We start from the raw sequence: 20,360 nt of genomic DNA, 5'->3' as shown, positions 1-20,360 counted from the left end.
GCCCCCCTTCGCGCCAGCCGACGGCGCCTTCGAGAAGTGGCCGATGGCGGATCATCCACGCCGCCGACCGCACCCGCCACGCCAGTGGTTGCGCGGCGAATTCCTGATCGTCCCGATCAGGGATTCGACGAGCCGCTCATAGGCCACGCCCTTCGTCACGCCGACACCTCGACCGCCGGACCGCTCTGACCGCAGCCCGATACGCGGCAGAAGCGGTCGGCGTGCTGGAATCTCCAGAGGTCGCCGCCGCGCTCGCGAGACGTCCTGCTCGGCGCACGCGCGACGGCATGCCGCAAGTGAAGGCCGTCGAGGCTGTGAGGGCAGCGGACGGCCCGAACCCTCTGGCCTCCGCGTACGGCGCGGTACCCACCGCCCGCTCCGCCCTCCTCTTCGCCGATCAGCCGTTCGACGGGTTGCGTATCGTCGTCCTGGACGCTCTCGGTGACCCCGCACCGCCGTCGGGCGCGGACGGAGCCGTCGCGCCCAGCATCGGGACGCCCGGTCGTCTACGCCCGAACGACCGAGCCCGATGTTCAGGGCGAACATGCCACGCGACGCGATCGGCACCGACCCTCACGAGCTCCTGGACGATGCGACCGATCTCGGCCTGCCGCTGCCGGGCTTGGGCGTGACGGGCGGCGCGCTCACCCCGGAGTCTCTGGACGAGCGGCACCTCCTGGTGCCGCTGGCAGGCTGAGCCGGGCGAGCGTGATGTCGATGATCTGAGCGTCGGCTGGTGGCGCGCCGGTGGCGTCCCACCAGCGCATCGCACTGATCTCGTCGTTGGGGACGAACCGGTGGCGGGCGGTGACGCGGCCGGTATAGACGGCGGCGTACTCCTCACGGCCCGGATCGACGAGACGGAAGCGGGCGTAGCCAACGAGAGCGAGGGCGGGCAAATGGAGGCCGGTCTCTTCGCACAGCTCCCGGACGCCCGCCTGCAGGGGGCTCTCGCCAGGTTCGATCCGACCGCCCGGAAGCTCCCACTGGCGACGATGTCGGTCGAAGACCAGGAGCACAGACATCCCGTGGCGCACAACGACCAAGGCAGCAGGCATCGGAGCGTCGCCGGGAGCGTCGGACCCGGCTGAGGCCGGTAGGTACGCCATCAAGGCGTTGCCCGCCGTGTCGATGGCCAAGGCACCGTTCATGATGCTCCAAGGTAAGCCCAGGACGGCGCCGAGTCTCCTCGGGCGCGGCCCGTCGTCATTCCTCGCTCGGGACGGCGGCCCGTCCGGGGGCCCCAGTCGTCCGGGAACGCGATGAAGGTGCCCTCCAGGCCGCTCGGGTCCCCGCCGGCATGCCCCACAGCGAAGGAGAACAGCCGAGTACGATTCGTGGCGTACGTCCGAACGTCGGCGGCCGGAGTTGTTTCGACCTTTCTTTGCCCAGTCGGGACGCGCTCAGCGATGCCGTCCTCCGTCCTGCCGGATCTCTACAGCCCGCACCTGCTACGGCGCGAGAGGGAGAACCGTCATTCTGCTGCCCTCTTGTATCGCGTGAGGACGGCGGCGCCAGTCTGCTCGGCCGACAGGCATTCCAGGTATGCAGGCGGGCCGTCGGCGGGGAAGAGCCGCTCGCCGGTGCCGAGGATTGTGGGGAAGGTCAGGAGCCGGTATTCGTCGATCAGGTCCTCGGCCATCAGCGCGTGGACGACGCTCAGGCTTCCAGTGATAATCACGTCGCGCCGCTCGCGCTTGACGGCTTCGACCAGGTCGCCATCGATGACCTGCGAGTTCCTCCACGCCGACGCGTCGGTCAGGGTGCGGGAGGCGACCAGCTTCCGCGCGGCGTTCATTCGCATGGAGAACGGGTCGTCGCATCCTGACCAGAGCCGCGAGAACAGCTGCCAGGTCGTTCGTCCCAGCAGCATTACCCCCTCGTCCAGTGTGCTTCCGAGCCGAAACTTGTCCCCGGCGACCGTCTCGGGGCCGTGCCGGAACGCCCAGCCGCCGGTCGGTGTGCCCCCCGACCCGTCCGGGTCGGACACCATTCCGTCCAGGGTGATGAACTGAATGACGATGACGCTCACGATGGATGTCCCTTCGGTCGATGCTCACCCGTATGTACCGACGGCATCGGTCCGACTCATCGCCTTCGGCCGAACTCGTCGACAGAAACCTTCTCCGGCAGGTCGAGCGCCTGGACACGCTGCCGGCCTCGGCGGCAATGGTGAGCGAAAACCTTATTGGCAGCGCGTCACGATGCGTTTGGGGCCGTGGCTGATGAGGTCGTTTGTAGCGGGCGGGCTGTGTCCGGCCGGGACCGGTAGCCGACCGCCTTGACGAGGAGGTCGCGGACGGACCGGGGCTCGGTCTTCAGCAGGCCGGTCAGGTCGGTGTCGCGGGCTTCCATGAGGCCCGCGTTGATGTTGGCGAACAGCGAGAGGGAGTGTCCGGCCTGGTAGGGCTCAAGGCCGAAGGTCGCCAGCCCTTCCCGTGCTTCGCCGAGGGGGATCGGCCGGTAGTCGACCGGACGGCCGAGCGTCTCGGTGAGCACCTCGGCGATGTCCCGGCCCCCGACGGCGGTGACCCCTTCCAGTTCGTACGTCTTCCCGGCGTGACGGCCGCGGCCGCCCGCCGCGAGGTCCTCCCGCGTTTCGGACGCGACGCGGACCGCACGTCCGCGAGATCCTCCCTCGCGACGACCGACACCCGGCCCGCCCGCAGCGGGCGGCGAAGACACCGGTCTCGGCGGCGGAGGCGTCGCCCGCCACCGCCAGCCCCACGGGCACCTCGGCGTACAGGCCGTTGCGCAGGACCGTCACGCCGAACGGTGCCGCGGCCAGGCGCGCCTCGGTCCAGCGGGTGCGCCAGCGCGAGGGACACCAACTCGCCCGAGCCCACCAGGCTCGTGTAGATGACGTGCCGGACGCCCGCTGCGGCGGCCGCGTCGACCACCGCCCCATGACAGGCCAGGACCACGTCGTCCTCCGCGTACCCGGCGGAGACGAACACCAGCACGTCGACGCCCTGAAAGGCTCCGGCCAGGCTCGCGGGGTCGTCGAAGTCGACCCGGCGTGCGGTCGAGCCGCCGCCGGAGCTGCTGCCCGCCGCCACCTCCAGGCCGCCGACCGCGGACAGGCCGTCCAGGATCAGGCCGCCGAGCGACCCGGAAACACCGGTCACGAGAATCATCGGGACACTCCCTGCGTTGATCGGTGAAAGCAGTTCCGAGCATCCGCGCAAATCGGCGGAGCCGTAAGGACTGTCGAAGGGTGGCGGCGGTTCGGCGGGCTGCAGCGGGCGATCCCGGGGATCTCGCAGCGCATGCTGACGCTGACCACCAAGCGGCTCTGCCGGGACGGCCTGGTCGAGCGGACCGTCTACCCGACCATCCCGCCGCGGACCGACTACCGCCTCACAGCGATGGGACGCGGCTTCTCCGACGCTGTCCGAGCCCTCGCGGACTGGTCACGCGACCACAGGGACGCCCTCGGCGACGCCCGCGCCCACTGGGACGCCGACCATCCCGACGCCGCCGACCTCGGCGGGACGGCGGGGTGATCGCTGAGAGCGAACGTTGTTGAGGAAATTAATAGCTGCTCCGTTTTCTTGAGTGTGTATGACTCAACTTGATGTTGGGTTCCCGGGAGACCGGGACGGCCCCTCCCGAGGGGGCCGCGACGACGGACTTGGAGTGAGCATGAGCGAGACCCTGACGCTGCCGGTGCTGCCCCTGGACGACGGGGCCGTTCTGCCGGGCATGGTGGTGCCCCTCGACCTGTCCGAGAGCGGGGAGGTCCGGGCGGCCGTCGAGGCCGCGAAGGCGGTGGCGCAGCCCAAGGGACCGGGCATCCGGTCGGCGGGCAAGCCGCGGGTGCTGCTGGTGCCGCGGGTGAACGGGCAGTACGCCGGCGTGGGCACGCTCGGCGTCATCGAGCAGGAGGGGCGGCTGCCGGGCGGGGAGCCCGGCGTGGTCGTCCGCGGTGTGCAGCGGGTGCGGATCGGGACCGGGACGACCGGGCCGGGCGCGGCGCTGTGGGTCGAGGGCGCCGCGATCGAGACGCCGCCGGCGAGCGGGCGCGCGCAGGAGCTGGCCAAGGAGTACAAGGGCCTGGTCAGCGCGATCCTGCAGAAGCGCGGCGCGTGGCAGGTCGTGGACGTGGTGCAGCAGATCGACGACCCCTCGACGCTGGCCGACAACGCCGGGTACGCGCCGTACCTGACCACCGAGCAGAAGGTCGAGGTGCTGGAGACGATCGACGTCGTCGAGCGGCTCGAGCTGGTCATCGGCTGGACGCGCGACCACCTCGCCGAGCTGGACGTGGCGGAGACCATCCGCAAGGACGTCCAGGAGGGCATGGAGAAGACGCAGCGGGAGTTCCTGCTGCGGCAGCAGCAGGAGGCCATCCGCAAGGAGCTGGCCGAGCTGAACGGCGACCCGGCGGACGAGGAGGACGACTACCGGGCCCGGATCGAGGCCGCGAACCTGCCGGAGAAGGTCCGCGAGGCGGCGTTGAAGGAGGTCGACAAGCTGGAGCGGTCGTCCGACGCCTCGCCGGAGGGCGGCTGGATCCGCACGTGGCTGGACACCGTCCTCGACATCCCGTGGAACGAGCGGACCGAGGACGCCTACGACATCGCGGGCGCGCGGGAGATCCTGGACGCCGACCACGCCGGGCTCGATGACGTCAAGGAGCGCATCATCGAGTACCTGGCGGTGCGCAAGCGCCGAGAGGACCGCGGCCTCGGCGTCGTGGGCGGACGGCGGAGCGGCGCAGTGCTGGCGCTGACCGGGCCTCCCGGGGTCGGCAAGACCTCGCTGGGCGAGTCGGTCGCGCGGGCGATGGGCCGCCAGTTCGTGCGCGTCGCGCTCGGCGGCGTCCGGGACGAGGCGGAGATCCGCGGTCACCGGCGCACGTACGTGGGCGCGCTGCCGGGACGGATCGTCCGGGCGATCCGCGAGGCGGGCTCGATGAACCCCGTCGTGCTGCTGGACGAGGTCGACAAGGTCGGCGCGGACTACCGGGGCGACCCGACCGCGGCGCTGCTGGAGGTCCTGGACCCCGAGCAGAACCACACGTTCCGCGACCACTACCTGGAGGTCGAGCTCGACCTGAGCGACGTGCTGTTCCTCGCGACCGCGAACGTGGTGGAGGCGATCCCCGGGCCGCTGCTCGACCGGATGGAGCTCGTCCAGCTGGACGGCTACACCGAGCACGAGAAGGTCACCATCGCCCGCGACCACCTGCTGCCGCGCCAGCTCGACAAGGCCGGGCTGGAGGCGTCGGAGGTGACGTTCGGCGACGACGCGCTGCGGATGCTGGCGGCGGAGTACACCCGCGAGGCGGGCGTCCGGTCGCTGGACCGGTCGATCGCGCGGGTGCTGCGGAAGGTCGCCGCGAACGTGGCGCTGGAGAAGGCGACGCTGCCGGTCTCGATCGGCGCGGACGACCTGAAGGACTACCTGGGACGGCCCCGGTTCACCCCGGAGGTCGAGCTCAGCAGGTCGGAGCGGCGGACGGGCGTGCCGGGCGTCGCGACGGGCCTGGCGGTCACCGGCGCGGGCGGCGATGTCCTCTACATCGAGGCGTCGCTGGCCGACAAGGAGACCGGCGACACCGGAGTGACGCTGACCGGGCAGCTCGGCGACGTCATGAAGGAGTCGGCGCGGATCGCGCTCAGCTACCTGCGCTCGCGCGGCGCGGAGCTGGAGCTGCCGGTCGGCGACCTGAAGGACCGCGGCGTGCACGTCCACGTGCCCGCCGGCGCGATCCCGAAGGACGGCCCGAGCGCGGGCATCACCATGACGGCCGCGCTGGCGTCGCTGCTGTCGGGGCGGCCGGTCCGGTCGGACGTGGCGATGACCGGTGAGGTGTCGCTGACCGGGCGGGTGCTGCCGATCGGGGGGCTGAAGCAGAAGCTGCTGGCCGCGTCCCGGCTCGGCATCACGACCGCGATCGTGCCGAAGCGCAACGAGCCGGACCTCGAGGACGTCCCGGCCGAGGTGCTGGACAACATGACGGTCCACGCCGTCAGCGACGTCCGGGAGGTGCTGGACCTGGCTCTCGAGCCGGCCACCACGCCCGTGACCGTCTGATCGGGGAACAGGAACGCCCGCACCGGAACTCTCCGGTGCGGGCGTTCCGCGCCGTTCAGGCCAGGTCGGTCTTGATGATCTTCTCGATGTTCCGTTCGGCGAGCGCGGTGATCGTGACGAACGGGTTGACGCCGGTGCTGCCGGGGACGAGCGACCCGTCGACCACGTAGAGGCCGGGGTGGCCGGGCAGCCGCCCGTAGCCGTCGGTGGCCTGGCCGAGGACGCAGCCGCCGAGCGGGTGGTAGACGAAGTCGTCGCCCCAGACCTTGCTCGGCCCGAACATGTCCGACCGGTAGACCGTGACCGCCTTGCTGTTGATCTTGTCGAAGACGCGCTTGGCCGCGTCGATCGACGGCTGCGTCCAGGACGACTGCCACGACAGGTCGACCTTGCCGGTGCCGGAGTTGAACGTGAACCTCGCCCGGTTCGGGTTCTTGGTGATCGCCAGGTACAGGCTGACCCACAGCTCCGTCCCGGCCGGGAACGGGGCGATCTCGGCGAACACCGGGCCGTTCGGGTCGCCCCAGTTGTCGATGCCCATCGCCGGAATGGTGGACTGGTCGGCGCCGGTGGTGTCCCAGATGTGGTTGGCGCGGGCGACCATCACGTTGCCGTTGTTGCCCCATCCGGCGCCCACGGCGTCCGGCAGGTTCGGCAGCCGTCCCTGCGCCTTCATCGCCACCAGCAGCTTGGGCGTGCCGACGCTGCCCGCGGCGAAGAACACCCGGTCCGCCGTGACCGTCTTGCGCGCGACGGTGTTGCCGGCCGTGTCGATCTGCGTCATCTCGACCGTGTATCCGCCGCCCGAGGCCGGCGCGACGCCCGTGACGGTGTGCAGGGGGCTGATGGTCAGCCGCCCGGTCGCGGCGGCCGCGGCCAGGTACGTCTTGTCCAGCGAACGCTTGCCGTAGTTGTTGCCGTAGATGACCTCTTGCGCGAGCGCCGACTTGGGCTTGGTGCCGGCGTCCTCCTGCTTCATGTAGGCGAAGTCGTAGACGTTGGGGACGAACGTGGTCCCGAAACCGGCCGCTTTGGCGCTGTCCCGCCCGACGCGTGCGAACTTGTACCACTTCGTGGACTCGAACCAGGACTGGTCGATGGTGGTGACGCCGAGCGCGGCGTTCGCGCGCGGGAAGTACGTGCCGTACATCTCGTCCGCGTTGACCGACGGCAGGATCTCCTGGAAGTACGCGCGCTTGGGCGTGACGGCCATGCCGCCGTTCACGAGCGAACCGCCGCCGACGCCGCGTCCCTGGTAGACGCGCGTGTGGGCGAACGCCTCCGAGTCGAGGACGCCCGCGTACCGGTCGATGTCCTTGTTGGCGTCGACGCCGAGGAAGTACCCGACGGGCTGGTCGGTCCGGGTGCGTAACCAGTACGAACGCCCGTCCGGCTTGAGCAGCGAGCTGAAGACCTTCCCGTCCGACCCGGGCGACGTCCAGCTCTGCCCCATCTCGACGATGTGCGTGGGGACGCCCGCCTGGGTCAGCCTCAGCGCCGCGACCGCGCCGCCGTACCCGCTGCCGATGACCAGCGCCGGCACCCGGTCGCCGTCCGCGATCGCCTTGCCCGGCGCGGCTGCGGCGGCCGTCCGCCACGACGGCAGGAGCAGTGCCCCCGCCGCGATCCCGGTGCCGGCGAGGAACCGGCGGCGGGTGATTTCCGAATCGACGGCATGCTGCCGCCCATGACCGGCCATAGCGCAACCTCTCTCACTGAGGACGTTCCGTGAGGGAGCCTCGCGCCGGGCACCCGCGACCGGTGTGACACCGATCACGCCGAATGATGCGCGTGCTCGGTCCTCCCTGTCAACGCTCGATTTCCGCGCGATTCGGACATGCCCTAACCGGTTACCGGGTCCTCGGAACGGTGTCCGTAATCCGCGGCGCGCATAGCGGGCGGCGGAGCGGGGACCAGCGCCAGATGTTGGTGGAAATGTGGCAGCCGGCGGAACGCGGCGGACGGGTCCCCTGGTACGTCGTCGCACTGCGCGCGGTCGTCGTGATGATCGCGCTCGCCATTCTCGGCGTCTTCTTCTATTTCGCGTTCCGGCTCACGCTGACGCCGGTCCACGACCGCGGCCAGGCCGGCGGCAATCTCCACCCCGGGCGCTCGCTCCGCTTCTATCTCGACCGTCCGACAAAGGAGGCGTTCCTCCAGATCGGCGGGAACATCGCGCTTCTCGCGCCGCTCGGCGTCCTTTTGCCGATCGTCTGGAAATCCCTGCGCGGCCCCATCCGCCTCGCCCTGCTGACCGGCGCGTTCTCGCTGGCGATCGAGACCGTCCAGGGGGCCGTCGTCATCGGCCGCGCCTTCGACGTCGACGACGTCATCCTCAATGTCGCTGGAGTGCTGATCGCCTACTTCCTCATCGGCCGCAGTCTCTCGAAAAAGGTCCGCGGCTCCTGATCCCTGAATTCACCTTCTGCTTTCGCCGCCCGGTCGGCCACGAACCACCCCGGCCATTTCGGCGCGTTCAGCGGGGGGTGAGGCGGAAGACCCTGAGCTGGCGGTCGGCGCGTTCGACGTAGCGGTCGTAGACGGGCCAGACCGCGGTGAGGCGGGGCCAGGCCTCGGCGCGCTCGGCGTCGTCGAGGAGGTGCGCCGTCACGGGGGTGCCGCGTCCGCGGAAGCTGACCTCGGCGCCGGGGTTCTTGATGAGGTTGCCGGTCCAGGCGGGGTGCTTCTCGCGGCCGAAGTTGGACCCGACCACGAGCCAGCCGTCGCCGTCCGGCAGGCAGGCGAGCGGCGTCTGCCGGCGCAGGCCGCTGACGGCGCCGGTGGTGGTGAGGACGAGGCTCGGGACGAGGAGCTGGCCGAGCAGCACCCGCCCGCCGGTCAGCCGGTGCAGGGCCCGGTCGATCCGCGGGACGATCTTCGGGCCGACCTTGGCGAACCAGCCGGCGCCGGAGATCCGCTGGAAGACCGGGCCCAGCGTCCGCTGGATCAGCGGTCCCACGGTGCGCTGGAGGAAGGTGGGGGAGGGCATCGAGGGCATCGCGTGCTCCCGGGGGGCGAGCCGGCCGGCCCGGCGCGGGGCGAGATGGCCGCTCCCGGCCAGCCAGCGCAGGCTGTCGCCGATGCTCTCCTCGACGGGGCGCAGCGTGAGGCCGAGGGCGTCCAGGATCGGGCGGTCGTCGGTGGGGACGAGCGTGACCATGAACTCGGCGGCGTCGCGGGTGAGCGGGTAGTCGAACGGGCGGACGCGCTTGGCGGCGTCGAGGGCGGAGCCGAGCGCGAGCATCGTCCGGCTCGGCACGCGGATCCGGCGGCACTTCACGCCGGTCAGCGAGTCGCAGAGGTCGGCCAGCTGCGGCCAGGTGAGGTAGTGGCCGCCGAGCACCCAGCGGCTCGGGCCCTGCCGGGACTCGACGGTCCGGGCGAGGGCGGTGCCGAGGTCGCGGACGTCGATGACCGACACGCCGCCGCCGGGCAGCGGCCACAGCTTGCCGAGCGCGCCGGCGAGCCCCTCGTTCAGCGCGTCGAGGTGGGGCTGGTCGGGGCCGCAGACGCCGCCGGGATACACGATCGTCACCGGCGCGCCGTCGTCCTGCAGGCCGCGGACGTAGGTCTCGGCGGCCAGCTTGGACCGGCCGTAGTCCGTGCGGGGGCTCGCGAGCGGCGAGTCCGCGGTGATGACGGGCCCGGCCGGCGGGACGAAGATCCCGATCGTCGACACGTGCACGACGGGGTCGAGGCCGCGGGCGACGGCCCCGCCGATGACGTTGCGGGTGCCGGTGACGTTGACCTCGACCAGGTCGCCGTGGCCGCCGGTCACGCCGATCGCGGCGGCGGCGTGGATCGCGGCGTCGCAGCCGTCCAGCGCGTCGGCGACGGCGTCGGCGTCGAGCATGTCGCCCGGAACCAGCTCCACCTTCTCGGCCCGGACGCCGATCGCCTCCAGGGCCTTGGCCGCCTTGCCGGGGTCGCGGACGAGCGCGCGCGGACGGTGCCCGGCGGCCAGCAGGGCGCGGACGGTGTAGGAGCCGACGAACCCGGAGGCGCCGGTGACGAGGACCCGCATGGACGACAAACTAGCGCTTGGTGTTTCCGGTGCGACAGCCCGGGGGGGGCGTGCTTCCAGGGTAGTCGGCCGGGTTTCGGACACTTCATTTACCGGCGGCGCGCATGCCCGGCCGTTGACGGCCTCTGGAACGCTCCAGCACACTCGGGACTCACCTGACCGCCGACCGGGGAGGGCTCCATGAGGATCGGACTGGCCGGCGCGGGGCGCATCGGTGCGCGCCACGCCGCGGCCCTGTGCGAACTGCCCGAGGTGGAGGAGCTGGTCGTCGCCGACGCGGACGCGACCCGCGCCCGCGCCCTGGCGGCCAGGCCGCCCGTCCGGGCCGTGGACGACGTTGCGGAGTTGTTCGGCGCGGGGCTGGACGGGCTCGTCGTGGCCGCCGCGACGGACGCGCACGCCGATCTGGTGGAGCGGGCGCTTGCGGCGGGAATGCCCGTCTTCTGCGAGAAGCCGCTCGCGTCCGATATCGATGGAACGTTCCAAATTGTGACGTCCGCGAAGAAGGCCGGAGTCCCGGTGCAGGTCGGGTTCCAGCGCCGGTTCGACGCCGGGAACGCCGCCGCCCGCGAGGCGCTCGCGTCCGGGCGGCTCGGCTGGCTGCACACCGTCCGGTCGTGCAGCTTCGACCCGGCGCCGCCGCCCGCCGAGTACGTCCCGACCTCCGGCGGGCTGTTCCGCGACTGCGTCATCCACGATCTCGACCTGATCCGGTTCGTGACCGGCCGGGACGTCGTGCGGGTGATGGCGTCCGGCGCCAACCGCGGCGAGGACTTCTTCCGCGACAACGGCGACGTCGACACCGGGTCGGCGCTGCTCGTCCTGGACGACGGGACGCTCGCGCAGGTGTCGGCCACCCGGTACAACGCCGCCGGATACGACGCGCGGCTCGAGCTGTTCGGCTCCAAGGACAGCATCGTCGCGGGCCTGGACGATCGGACGCCCGTCACGTCGATGCCCGAGCACGGCGAGGAGCCCAAGGACCCCTACGCCGGGTTCCTGGAGCGGTTCTCCGACGCCTACGACGCCGAGCTCCGCGCCTTCGTGGACGTGGTCGCCGGGCGGCGCGCCAACCCGTGCCCGCCCGAGGAGGCCCTGGAGGCGTTCTACCTCGCCGAGGCCTGCGAGCTGTCCATGCGGGAGGGCCGCATCGTCGGGGCCGAGGAGGTGCGGCGATGAGGATCGCGGGCGCGCCGATCTCGTGGGGCGTGTGCGAGGTCCCCGGCTGGGGCCACCAGATGGCGCCCGCGCGGGTGCTGGCGGAGATGCGCGACCTCGGGCTCGCGGCGACCGAGCTCGGCCCGGAGGGGTTCCTGCCGGCGGCGCGGGACGAGCGGGAGGCGCTGCTGTCGTCCTACGGGCTGGGGCTCGTGGGGGCGTTCGTCCCGGTCGTCCTGCACGACCCGGACCGCGACCCGATGCCGGAGATCGAGAGGGCGCTCGACGGCATGGGCGGCGTGCTCGTGCTGGCCGCCGCGACCGGGATGGACGGCTACGACGGGCGGCCCGCCCTCGACACCCGGGCCTGGTCGACGCTGCTGTCCAACCTCGACGCGATCACCGCGCGGGCGGCGCGGCGCGGCCGGCTCGTCGCGCTGCACCCGCACGTGGGGACGGTCGTGGAGACCCGGGCCGAGGTGGAGCGGGTCCTGGGGGGCAGCGCCGTGCCGCTGTGCCTGGACACCGGGCATCTGCTGGTCGGCGGCACCGACCCGGCATGGCTGACCCGGTTCGCCGCGGCGCGGATCGCGCACGTTCACCTCAAGGACGTCGACGCCGCGCTCGCCGCCCGCGTGCTCAACGGCGAGACGGCCTACACCGACGCGGTGCGCGGCGGCCTCTACCGGCCGCTCGGCGAAGGGGACGTTGACATCCCCGGCATCATCGCGACCCTGGAGGGCGCCGGATACGGAGGCTGGTACGTCATGGAGCAGGACGCCGTGCTGACCGCGGAGCCGCCGGTGGGCGCCGGGCCCTACGGCGACGTCCGCGCCGGCCTGGAGTACCTCGCCGGAGTCGCCCGATGACGTACGACCTGATCACGATGGGCCGGGTGAGCGTGGACATCTACCCGGACCAGGTGGGCAGGCCGCTGGAGGACGTGGAGTCGTTCGGGAAGTACCTCGGCGGCAGCCCGACGAACGTCGCGGTGGCGGCGGCCAGGTACGGCCGCCGCACCGCCGTCATCACCCGCACCGGCGCGGACCCGTTCGGCCGGTTCGTCCGCAAGGCGCTGAGGGAGTACGGGGTGGACGACCGGTTCGTCGCGTCCGTCCCGGGCCTGCCGACGCCGCTGGCGTTCTGCGAGATCTTCCCGCCGGACGACTTCCCGCTCTACTTCTACCGCTACCCGAAGGCCCCCGACCTGGAGATCCATCCGCACGAGCTGGACCTGGACGCGATCGGGCGGGCCCGCGTCGTGTGGGCGACGGTGACCGGGCTGTCGCAGGAGCCGAGCCGCGAGGCCACGCTGCTCGCACTCGGCGCGCACACCGTGTCCGCCAGGACGGGGCACACCGTCATCGACCTCGACTACCGGCCGATGCTGTGGGCCGATCCGGCGGAGGCGCCGCGCTGGGCGGGCGAGGCCCTGGACCGGGCGACGGTGGCGGTCGGCAACCTGGAGGAGTGCGAGGTCGCGGTGGGGGAGCGGGAGCCGGAGGCGGCGGCCCGCGCGATCCTGGACCGCGGCCCGTCCCTCGCCATCGTGAAGATGGGGCCGGACGGCGTGCTCGCCGCGACCCGCGAGCGGACGGTGCGGGTGCCGCCGGTCAAGGTGGACGTGGCGAACGGGCTCGGGGCGGGCGACGCGTTCGGCGGCGCCGTCTGCCACGGCCTGCTCGCCGGCTGGGACCTGGAACGGGTCATCGCGTTCGCGGGCGCGGCCGGGGCGATCGTCGCCTCCCGCATCGCGTGCTCGGCCGCGATGCCCACCGAGGACGAGGTCGACGCGCTGCTGGCGGAAGGGGCGGTCGGATGAAGCATCACCTGCCGGCGGGCACCGCCGTGGAGGGGCCCTACGAGGCGGTGGTGACGCCGGAGTCGGCGGGCTGGGCGCACACGGCGCTGCGCGTGCTGGACCTGCCCGATCCGGGCGGCCACACCTTCGGGACCGGCGACTTCGAAATGATCGTCCTGCCGCTGGCCGGGTCGTGCGCGGTGGAGTGCGAGGGCGAGCGGTTCGAGCTGGAGGGCCGCGCCGACGTCTTCAGCCGGGTCGGCGACTTCGCCTACGTGCCGCGCGACGCGCGGGTGACCGTGCGGGGGCAGGGCCGGTTCGCGCTGGCCGCGGCCCGCTGCCAGGCGCGCCTCGAACCCCGCTACGGGCCGGCCGAGGACGTCCCCGTCGAGCTGCGCGGCGCGGGCCCGGCGAGCCGGCAGGTCAACAACTTCGGCACGCCCGAGGGGTTCCCGTTCGCCGAGAAGCTGATCGCCTGCGAGGTGCTCACCCCGGGCGGCTGCTGGTCGTCGTTCCCGCCGCACAAGCACGACGAGGAGGGGCCGGACGAGGCGGTCCTCGAAGAGATCTACTACTTCGAGGTCGCCGGCGGCGGCATGGCCTACCAGCGCGTCTACGGCACGCCGGAGCGGCCGATCGACGTGCTGGCGGAGGTGCGCGGCGGCGATGTCGTGCTGATCCCGCACGGCTGGCACGGCCCGTCGATGGCCATGCCGGGCCACGACCTGTACTACCTGAACGTGATGGCCGGGCCGTCGCCGGAGCGCGCGTGGCGGATCTGCGACGATCCCGCGCACGCGTGGGTCCGCGACACCTGGCCGGGGCGGCCGGTCGATCCGCGGCTGCCGCTCACCTCGGCGAAGGGACGCTCATGAGGCTCACGGTCGGGCAGGCCGTCGTCCGTTTCCTCGCGGCGCAGTGGTCGGAGCGGGACGGCGAGGAGCGGCGCTTCTTCGCCGGATGCTTCGGCATCTTCGGGCACGGGAACGTCGCGGGGATCGGGCAGGCGCTGCTGGAGTACGGCGAGGAGATGCCGTACTACATGGCCCGTAACGAGCAGGCGATGGTGCACACCGCGTCGGGCTTTGCGCGGATGAACGACCGGTTGTCGACATTCGCGTGCACGACGTCGATTGGGCCGGGCGCGACGAACATGGTCACGGGTGCGGCACTGGCCACCATCAACCGGCTGCCTGTTCTGCTGCTGCCCGGCGACATCTTCGCCACTCGCCCGGCTAATCCGGTCTTGCAGGAGCTTGAGGACGCCCGCTCCTACGACGCGTCCGTCAACGACTGCTTCAAGCCGGTGTCGAAGTACTGGGACCGCATCAACCGTCCCGAGCAGCTGCCCAGCGCGCTTATGGCGGCGATGCGCGTCCTGACCGATCCTGCGGAAACCGGTGCCGTCACCTTGGCGCTGCCCCAGGACGTCCAGGCGGAGGCGTACGACTGGCCGAACGAGCTGTTCAAGCGCCGCGTCTGGCGCATACCGCGCACGCTCCCGGAGACGGCCTCGCTGGACGAGGCGTCCGCGATCCTCCAAGCGGCCGAACGTCCGCTCATCGTGGCGGGCGGCGGCGTCATCTACTCGGGCGCGACCGACGACCTGCGCGCCTTCGCCGAACGAACCGGCATCCCCGTAGCGGAGACACAGGCGGGCAAGGGCGCTCTTCCCTGGGACCACGAACATTCGGTCGGCGCCATAGGCGCGACCGGCACGACCGCCGCGAACGCGTTGGCGCGCGAAGCCGACGTCGTCCTCGGCATAGGAACCCGCTACAGCGACTTCACGACCGCGTCCCACAGCCTGTTCGCCAACCCGCGCGTGCGGTTCGTCAACGTGAACGTGGCGCGGTTCGACGCCGCCAAGCTCGCGGCCACGATGGTCGTGGCGGACGCCCGCGAAGGCATCCGGGGCCTGAACGCCGCGCTCGACGGCTATTCCGTACCGGACGCCTACAGGCACGAGGCCGCCACCCTGATGGCCCGCTGGAACGCCACGGTGGACGAGGCGTACACCCCGCAGGACCGTCCCCGCCCCGCACAGTCGGAGGTCATCGGCGCCGTCAACGAGGCGAGCGGTCCGCGCGACGTGGTGGTCTGCGCGGCCGGGTCGATGCCGGGCGACCTGCACAAGCTGTGGCGGGCGAGCGACCCCAAGGGCTACCACGTCGAGTACGGCTACTCGTGCATGGGCTACGAGATCGCCGGCGGGCTCGGCGTGAAGATGGCCGACCCGTCCCGCGAGGTGTTCGTCATGGTCGGCGACGGCTCGTACCTGATGATGGCGCAGGAGCTCGCCACGGCCGTCGCCGAGGGCGTCAAGCTGGTCGTCGTCCTCGTGCAGAACCACGGGTTCGCCTCGATCGGGAACCTGTCGGAGTCGGTCGGCGCGCAGCGGTTCGGCACTCGCTACCGCGCCCGGACCGGCACCGGCCTGGACGGCGACCCGCTCCCGGTCGACCTGGCCGCCAACGCCGCCAGCCTCGGCGCCGACGTGCTCCGCGCGTCCGGCGTCGCAGAGCTGCGCGAGGCGCTGCGCCGGGCCCGCGAGAGCGCCCGGACGACCGTCGTGCACATCGAGACCGACCCGCTGCTCGGCGCCCCCGGCAGCGAGGCGTGGTGGGACGTCCCGGTCGCCGAGGTGTCGGAGCTGGACTCCACCCGCGAGGCGCGCGGCCGATATGAGAAGGAGGTCTGGTCGCGCCGCCGCCATCTGTGATCGACTCTCTGGTCCCGGCTCACTTTCTCGGGGAAGAAATGGAGAGCGTCCGTATGACAGGCGTGTTCGCGCGAACGTGGTCCAAGGGCCGTGCACCCGTCAGAGGCCTGGCGGTGCTGGCCGTCGCGGGGATGCTGATGCTCGGCGCGTGCAGCAGTTCCGGCGGCAAGAAGGCCGAGGACAAGGCGACCGGCGGGGGCGGGCCCCGGCTGAAGATCGCCATGGTCACCCACTCGGGCGCCGGCGACACCTTCTGGGACATCGTCCAGAAGGGGGCGAAGGCCGCCGCCGCCAAGGACAACGTCCAGTTCCTGTACTCGGCCGATCCCGACGGCGGCAAGCAGGCCCAGCTCGTCCAGACCGCGATCGACCAGAAGGTCGACGGCATCATCGTCACCCTCGCCAAGCCCGACGCGATGAAGGACGTGCTGGCCCGTGCCGCCGCCGCGAAGATCCCCGTCGTGTCGATCAACTCCGGCGCCGAGGACTCGGCGAAGCTCGGCGCGATCGCGCACTTCGGGCAGGACGAGTCGATCGCGGGCGAGGCGGCCGGCGAGCAGCTGGCGAAGACCGGCGTGAAGAAGGCGCTGTGCGTGGTGCACGAGCAGGGCAACGTCGGCCTGGAGAGCCGCTGCGCCGGCGCGAAGAAGACCTTCTCCGGCGACCTGCAGAACCTGTACGTGCAGGGCACCGACATGCCGCAGGTCAAGTCGTCGATCACCGCCAAGCTGCAGGCCGACAAGGGCATCGACGGGATCCTGACGCTCGGCGCCCCGATCGCCGCGACCGCCGTCGACTCGGTGAAGGAGACGAACAGCAAGGCCAAGGTCGCCACGTTCGACATGAACAAGGACCTGATCGCCTCGATCAAGTCCGGTGACATCGCGTTCGCCGTTGACCAGCAGCCCTACCTGCAGGGCTATGAGGCCGTGGACGAGCTGTGGCTCTACAGGACCAACGGCAACGTGCTCGGCGGCGGGCGGCCCGTGCTGACCGGCCCGGCGATCGTCACCAAGGACAACGCCGCCTCGCTGGAGGCCTTCGCCCAACGGGGCACCCGGTGACGCAGACGGTCGCCGGGCCGCCCGCGGCGGTGCCGGACGAACGGCTGGCCCGGCAGTCGCCGCTGCGGCGGCTGCTGGGCCGGCCGGAGTTCGGCGCGCTGCTCGGCGCGGTCGCGGTGTTCGTTTTCTTCTCGCTGGTCGCCGACGCGTTCCTGCAGACCGACTCGTTCTCGACGGTGCTGTACGCCAGCTCCACGTTCGGGATCATGGCGGTCGGGGTGTCGCTGCTGATGATCGGCGGCGAGTTCGACCTGTCCGCCGGGGTGATGGTGACGACCGCCGCGCTCGTCGCGGCGCTGGTCAGCTACCAGCTCACGCTGAACCTGTGGCTCGGGGTGGCCATCTCCCTCGTCGTGACGCTGGCGATCGGCGCGCTGAACGGCCTGCTCTACATCAAGACGGGCCTGCCGAGCTTCATCGTCACCCTCGCCACGTTCTTCATGCTCGCCGGGGCGAACCTCGGCGTGACGAAGGCGGTCACCGGGAACGTCGCGTCCGACTCCGTCCGGGACATGGACGGCTTCGAGAGCGCGCGGAAGGTGTTCGCGTCCGACGTCGGCATCGGCGGCGTCAACGTCAAGATCACGGTGTTCTGGTGGCTGCTGTTCGTCGCGGTCGCCACCTGGATCCTGCTGCGCACCCGCGTCGGCAACTGGATCTTCGCGGTGGGCGGGTCGGCCGGCAGCGCCCGCGCGGTCGGGGTGCCCGTCGCCCGCACGAAGATCGGCCTGTTCATGGGCGTGGCGTTCTGCGGCTGGTTCTCCGGGATGCACCTGGTGTTCGCGTTCGCCACCGTCCAGTCGGGCGAGGGCGTCGGCAACGAGTTCAACTACATCATCTGCGCGGTCATCGGCGGCTGCCTGCTGACCGGCGGCTACGGGTCGGCGATCGGCGCGGCGATCGGCGCGTTCATCTTCGGCATGGTGAACAAGGGCATCGTCTACGCCGAGTGGAACCCCGACTGGTTCCGGTTCTTCCTCGGCGCGATGCTGCTCATCGCCACGGTCGTCAACCTGATCGTGCGGCGCAGAGTGGAGCGGTCGTCATGACGTCGGAGGTGAAGGAGGCGCCGCCGCTGGTCAGGCTGGACGGCGTCGGCAAGAACTACGGCAACGTCATCGCGCTGCGGGACGTGCGCCTGGAGGCGTCCGCGGGCGAGGTGACCTGCGTGCTCGGCGACAACGGCGCGGGCAAGTCCACCCTCATCAAGATCGTCGCCGGGCTGCACCGGCACGACCTCGGCACCTACGAGGTGGAGGGCGAGCCGGTGGCGTTCTCCTCGCCGCGCGAGGCGCTCGACCGCGGCATCGCGACCGTCTACCAGGACCTCGCCGTCGTCCCGCTGATGCCGGTCTGGCGGAACTTCTTCCTCGGCTCGGAGAGGCGCAAGGGGTTCGGCCGCATGGACATCGCGTTCATGCGCCGCACCACCAAGGTCGAGATGGCGGCGATGGGCATCGACCTGCGCGACGTCGACCAGCCGATCGGCACCCTGTCGGGCGGCGAGCGGCAGTGCGTGGCGATCGCCCGCGCCGTCTACTTCGGCGCGAAGGCCCTGGTGCTGGACGAGCCGACGGCCGCGCTCGGCGTCAAGCAGGCCGGGACCGTCCTGCGCTACATCGTGCAGGCGCGCGAGCGCGGCCTCGCGGTCGTCTTCATCACCCACAACCCGCACCACGCCTACCCGGTCGGCGACCGCTTCCTGATCCTCAACCGGGGCCGCCCGATCGGCTACCACACCAAGGCGGAGATCACCCGCGAGGAGCTGACCGCGCTCATGGCGGGCGGCGCCGAGCTGGAGGAACTCGCCCACGAGCTGGACGCCGCCGGGTCCGGCTCCGGCAAGGCCGCCGCGAGGCAGCTCGCCGAGGGGGCCGAGCACCTCCCCGGCACCGACTGACCGAGGTGCGCGGCGGGCCACTGGGAGGCGGCCCGTCGCGCACCTTCGATTCCGCGGCTTTCACCGCGCGTCCGGCCTCAAGCGCGCCAGAACGACGCCGGGAGCATCTGGACTTCCGCGGCGGCCTGTTCCAGCCCGTCGGCGAAAGGCCGCAGCGCTGTCTGGCCGCCTTCGACCAGCCGGCGGATGATGGACGCCTGGCGGAGGGCTCGCCCGATGACGACCTCTGCGAGAGCGCCGCGGTCACCGTCGTAACCGTAGGCGTCCAGCAGGAGGTGCAGGCGCCGCGACCGGTCGTCGAACGCCGTGAACCCCTGGAACTCGGCGACGTGCCGGGCCTGCAACGGCACCCAGGTCAGCATCAGATGAGCCAGGTCGAACTCCCGCGACGAGGGCGCGGCGGTGTCCCAGTCGACGAACCCGACGAGACCGTCGTCGTTCCACACCGCGTTGTAGGGCGAGGCGTCGTGATGCCCGATGACCAGGCCGGGCCGCCAGGTCCCGGCGAACCAGGTCGCGTCATCGCGCGGGACGAAGGTCGCCGTGGCGTCGTGCAGCCTCCGCATCCACGCGGCGCTCTGGCGCAGCGCCTGGTCCGAATGCGGCCACGCCGGCCACGGGTGACGCTCGCCGATGGTGTCGCCGTGCAGGAAGGTCAGGACCTCACGACCTCGCTCGTCGAAGCCCAGCACTCGGGGAGCACCCTCGAATCCGGCCGCTTCCAGATGGCGCAGCACCGCGTGCACGGTGGCGGTCCACCGATTCGCCGGCCGGTGGACGGTGTCGCCGATACGGACACCGCCCACGTGCCTGCCCCCGGGCAGTCGTTGCTCTTCCACCCCGGCGTTCTATCCCGCAGACCCCGTCACGCGCACCAGGTTTTCTTGCGTCAGGCCCAGGTCGCCTTTGCGAGGATCTTGTCGAGGTTCGGGGTGTTCCACTCGTCCAGGATGAGGAGCTTGGGCCCTGTCAGGTACCAGAACCGCTGGACGTAGGTGACGCTGGTGGGCTTGAACTGATCGGCGCCCTGCAGGACGAGGCAGTGGATGCGCCACTCGCGGTACTGGGCCGTCCGCGTCCCGACCCGGGCGGTGCCGGTGCGGACGGGCTTTGCCCGGTCCGCCTCGGTTCCGATGCCGTTGAGGTCGCCGCGGTGTGGGCAGGTGCGGAAGGCCTCGGTCTCCGGCCCCCAGGGCCTGGTGAGGGTGAAGTCCCGCCAGCCGTTGGTCGTGTCGTTGCGCCACGGCTCGCCGATCACCACGAATCCCGGGCAGTTGTTCTCGTAGGCCTTCTGGCTCTTGTCCACTCCCGGGTAGTCGGCGATCGTCGACGGGGAGCACGCGCCGGGGGAGTTCACCCAGTAGTCGCCCTTCGGACGGCCCGGCAGTCTCGTCAGCAAGGCGAGCTTCCAGCTCACCGGGGCCGTGATCGAGAGCGTGCCGAACGACATCCGCTGCCCGGAGGGCGTCGGCGTGGCCGCGGCGGCGACGACGTGGTCGCGGTCCGGGCGGGTCACGGCGTAGACGCCGACGCCGGCGGCGGCGGTGCGGGCGATCGCGGCGCCCGCGATCGCGACGCCCGCCTTGCCGCCGACCGCGGACAGGAGCCCGCCCGAGCCCGTCGCGGCGCCGCTCGTCCCGGTGGCCCCC

General features: G+C 71.7%; 18 protein-coding genes and 1 pseudogene. 11 read left to right on the top strand and 8 right to left on the bottom strand.

Annotation, left to right across the window (positions count from 1 at the left end):
• Positions 1-644: 644 nt before the first annotated feature.
• The 4 genes and pseudogenes from ABD296_RS18995 to ABD296_RS18980 form a co-directional block, all read right to left on the bottom strand.
• Positions 645-1,151, bottom strand: coding sequence for an NUDIX hydrolase (locus ABD296_RS18995; protein WP_344268407.1), 507 nt, complete (start codon positions 1,149-1,151; stop codon positions 645-647).
• A gap of 323 nt (positions 1,152-1,474) precedes the next feature.
• The gene (locus tag ABD296_RS18990; RefSeq protein WP_344268404.1) at positions 1,475-2,032 is read right to left on the bottom strand and encodes a dihydrofolate reductase family protein; all 558 of its coding nucleotides are present in this window, start codon (positions 2,030-2,032) and stop codon (positions 1,475-1,477) included.
• A 167-nt stretch (positions 2,033-2,199) separates the two neighbouring features.
• Entirely contained in the window at positions 2,200-2,499 is a 300-nt protein-coding gene (locus ABD296_RS18985; protein ID WP_344268587.1) for a Rossmann-fold NAD(P)-binding domain-containing protein, read from the bottom strand.
• A gap of 392 nt (positions 2,500-2,891) precedes the next feature.
• A pseudogene (locus ABD296_RS18980) lies at positions 2,892-3,137 on the bottom strand (NmrA family transcriptional regulator); the annotation flags it as partial.
• A gap of 132 nt (positions 3,138-3,269) precedes the next feature.
• On the opposite strand from ABD296_RS18980, the gene ABD296_RS18975 reads away from it, so the two are divergent.
• A complete protein-coding gene (locus tag ABD296_RS18975; protein WP_407061487.1) occupies positions 3,270-3,506 on the top strand; it encodes a winged helix-turn-helix transcriptional regulator in 237 nt (78 codons plus the stop codon).
• Between the two features lie 139 nt (positions 3,507-3,645).
• Positions 3,646-6,042, top strand: coding sequence for an endopeptidase La (lon, locus tag ABD296_RS18970; RefSeq protein ID WP_344268401.1), 2,397 nt, complete (start codon positions 3,646-3,648; stop codon positions 6,040-6,042).
• A 55-nt stretch (positions 6,043-6,097) separates the two neighbouring features.
• On the opposite strand, the gene ABD296_RS18965 is transcribed toward lon, so the two are convergent.
• The gene (locus tag ABD296_RS18965; RefSeq protein ID WP_344268398.1) at positions 6,098-7,741 is read right to left on the bottom strand and encodes a GMC oxidoreductase; all 1,644 of its coding nucleotides are present in this window, start codon (positions 7,739-7,741) and stop codon (positions 6,098-6,100) included.
• 170 nt (positions 7,742-7,911) lie between these two features.
• Here ABD296_RS18965 and ABD296_RS18960 point away from each other — a divergent pair, with 170 nt between their 5' ends.
• Positions 7,912-8,451 (top strand): VanZ family protein, encoded by a 540-nt coding sequence (locus ABD296_RS18960; protein WP_344268395.1) that lies wholly within the window; start codon positions 7,912-7,914, stop codon positions 8,449-8,451.
• A gap of 67 nt (positions 8,452-8,518) precedes the next feature.
• Here the strand turns inward: ABD296_RS18960 and ABD296_RS18955 are convergent, their stop codons facing one another.
• Complete coding sequence (locus tag ABD296_RS18955; RefSeq protein ID WP_344268392.1) at positions 8,519-10,066, bottom strand: nitroreductase/quinone reductase family protein; 1,548 nt, start codon at positions 10,064-10,066, stop codon at positions 8,519-8,521.
• A 180-nt stretch (positions 10,067-10,246) separates the two neighbouring features.
• On the opposite strand from ABD296_RS18955, the gene ABD296_RS18950 reads away from it, so the two are divergent.
• From ABD296_RS18950 to ABD296_RS18915, 8 genes are all read left to right on the top strand, one after another.
• Positions 10,247-11,245 carry a Gfo/Idh/MocA family protein gene (locus ABD296_RS18950; protein ID WP_344268389.1) on the top strand — a complete coding sequence of 333 codons (999 nt, stop codon included), beginning with the start codon at positions 10,247-10,249 and terminating at the stop codon, positions 11,243-11,245.
• Entirely contained in the window at positions 11,242-12,093 is an 852-nt protein-coding gene (locus ABD296_RS18945) for a TIM barrel protein (RefSeq protein ID WP_344268386.1), read from the top strand. The genes ABD296_RS18950 and ABD296_RS18945 overlap by 4 nt, the downstream gene beginning before the upstream one ends.
• Complete coding sequence (iolC, locus tag ABD296_RS18940; protein ID WP_344268383.1) at positions 12,090-13,046, top strand: 5-dehydro-2-deoxygluconokinase; 957 nt, start codon at positions 12,090-12,092, stop codon at positions 13,044-13,046. Before ABD296_RS18945 ends, iolC begins: the two co-directional genes overlap by 4 nt.
• The gene (gene iolB / locus ABD296_RS18935; protein ID WP_344268380.1) at positions 13,043-13,900 is read left to right on the top strand and encodes a 5-deoxy-glucuronate isomerase; all 858 of its coding nucleotides are present in this window, start codon (positions 13,043-13,045) and stop codon (positions 13,898-13,900) included. The genes iolC and iolB overlap by 4 nt, the downstream gene beginning before the upstream one ends.
• Complete coding sequence (gene iolD, locus ABD296_RS18930) at positions 13,897-15,747, top strand: 3D-(3,5/4)-trihydroxycyclohexane-1,2-dione acylhydrolase (decyclizing) (protein ID WP_344268376.1); 1,851 nt, start codon at positions 13,897-13,899, stop codon at positions 15,745-15,747. The genes iolB and iolD overlap by 4 nt, the downstream gene beginning before the upstream one ends.
• A gap of 62 nt (positions 15,748-15,809) precedes the next feature.
• Positions 15,810-16,811: a sugar ABC transporter substrate-binding protein gene (locus ABD296_RS18925; RefSeq protein WP_344268373.1), complete on the top strand. Its 1,002-nt coding sequence runs from the start codon at positions 15,810-15,812 to the stop codon at positions 16,809-16,811.
• A complete protein-coding gene (locus ABD296_RS18920; RefSeq protein WP_344268370.1) occupies positions 16,808-17,860 on the top strand; it encodes an ABC transporter permease in 1,053 nt (350 codons plus the stop codon). The genes ABD296_RS18925 and ABD296_RS18920 overlap by 4 nt, the downstream gene beginning before the upstream one ends.
• Positions 17,857-18,711 carry an ATP-binding cassette domain-containing protein gene (locus tag ABD296_RS18915; protein ID WP_344268367.1) on the top strand — a complete coding sequence of 285 codons (855 nt, stop codon included), beginning with the start codon at positions 17,857-17,859 and terminating at the stop codon, positions 18,709-18,711. Before ABD296_RS18920 ends, ABD296_RS18915 begins: the two co-directional genes overlap by 4 nt.
• 77 nt (positions 18,712-18,788) lie before the next feature.
• Here ABD296_RS18915 and ABD296_RS18910 read toward each other — a convergent pair whose 3' ends face one another.
• Both ABD296_RS18910 and ABD296_RS18905 read right to left on the bottom strand, forming a co-directional pair.
• Positions 18,789-19,517, bottom strand: a complete 729-nt coding sequence (locus ABD296_RS18910; protein WP_344268364.1) for a phosphotransferase — start codon at positions 19,515-19,517, stop codon at positions 18,789-18,791.
• 83 nt (positions 19,518-19,600) lie between these two features.
• On the bottom strand, positions 19,601-20,360 hold a 760-nt coding region (locus ABD296_RS18905), incomplete at its 5' end, for a hypothetical protein (RefSeq protein WP_344268361.1).

The organism is Actinomadura napierensis (genome assembly GCF_039529375.1).
Lineage (GTDB): Bacteria > Actinomycetota > Actinomycetes > Streptosporangiales > Streptosporangiaceae > Spirillospora > Spirillospora napierensis.
The sequence above is the reverse complement of the archived record's forward strand: the minus strand, read 5'-3'. Positions and strand labels throughout refer to the sequence as shown.

Excerpts from the sequence above, each read along its gene's own strand:
- ABD296_RS18965 (WP_344268398.1), bottom strand. The coding sequence starts at position 7,741 with ATGGCCGGTCATGGGCGGCAGCATGCCGTCGATTCGGAAATCACCCGC.
- iolB (WP_344268380.1), top strand. The coding sequence starts at position 13,043 with ATGAAGCATCACCTGCCGGCGGGCACCGCCGTGGAGGGGCCCTACGAG.
- ABD296_RS18955 (WP_344268392.1), bottom strand. The coding sequence starts at position 10,066 with ATGCGGGTCCTCGTCACCGGCGCCTCCGGGTTCGTCGGCTCCTACACC.
- lon (WP_344268401.1), top strand. The coding sequence starts at position 3,646 with ATGAGCGAGACCCTGACGCTGCCGGTGCTGCCCCTGGACGACGGGGCC.
- iolD (WP_344268376.1), top strand. The coding sequence starts at position 13,897 with ATGAGGCTCACGGTCGGGCAGGCCGTCGTCCGTTTCCTCGCGGCGCAG.
- ABD296_RS18975 (WP_407061487.1), top strand. The coding sequence starts at position 3,270 with ATGCTGACGCTGACCACCAAGCGGCTCTGCCGGGACGGCCTGGTCGAG.
- ABD296_RS18945 (WP_344268386.1), top strand. The coding sequence starts at position 11,242 with ATGAGGATCGCGGGCGCGCCGATCTCGTGGGGCGTGTGCGAGGTCCCC.
- ABD296_RS18995 (WP_344268407.1), bottom strand. The coding sequence starts at position 1,151 with ATGAACGGTGCCTTGGCCATCGACACGGCGGGCAACGCCTTGATGGCG.
- ABD296_RS18915 (WP_344268367.1), top strand. The coding sequence starts at position 17,857 with ATGACGTCGGAGGTGAAGGAGGCGCCGCCGCTGGTCAGGCTGGACGGC.
- iolC (WP_344268383.1), top strand. The coding sequence starts at position 12,090 with ATGACGTACGACCTGATCACGATGGGCCGGGTGAGCGTGGACATCTAC.
- ABD296_RS18950 (WP_344268389.1), top strand. The coding sequence starts at position 10,247 with ATGAGGATCGGACTGGCCGGCGCGGGGCGCATCGGTGCGCGCCACGCC.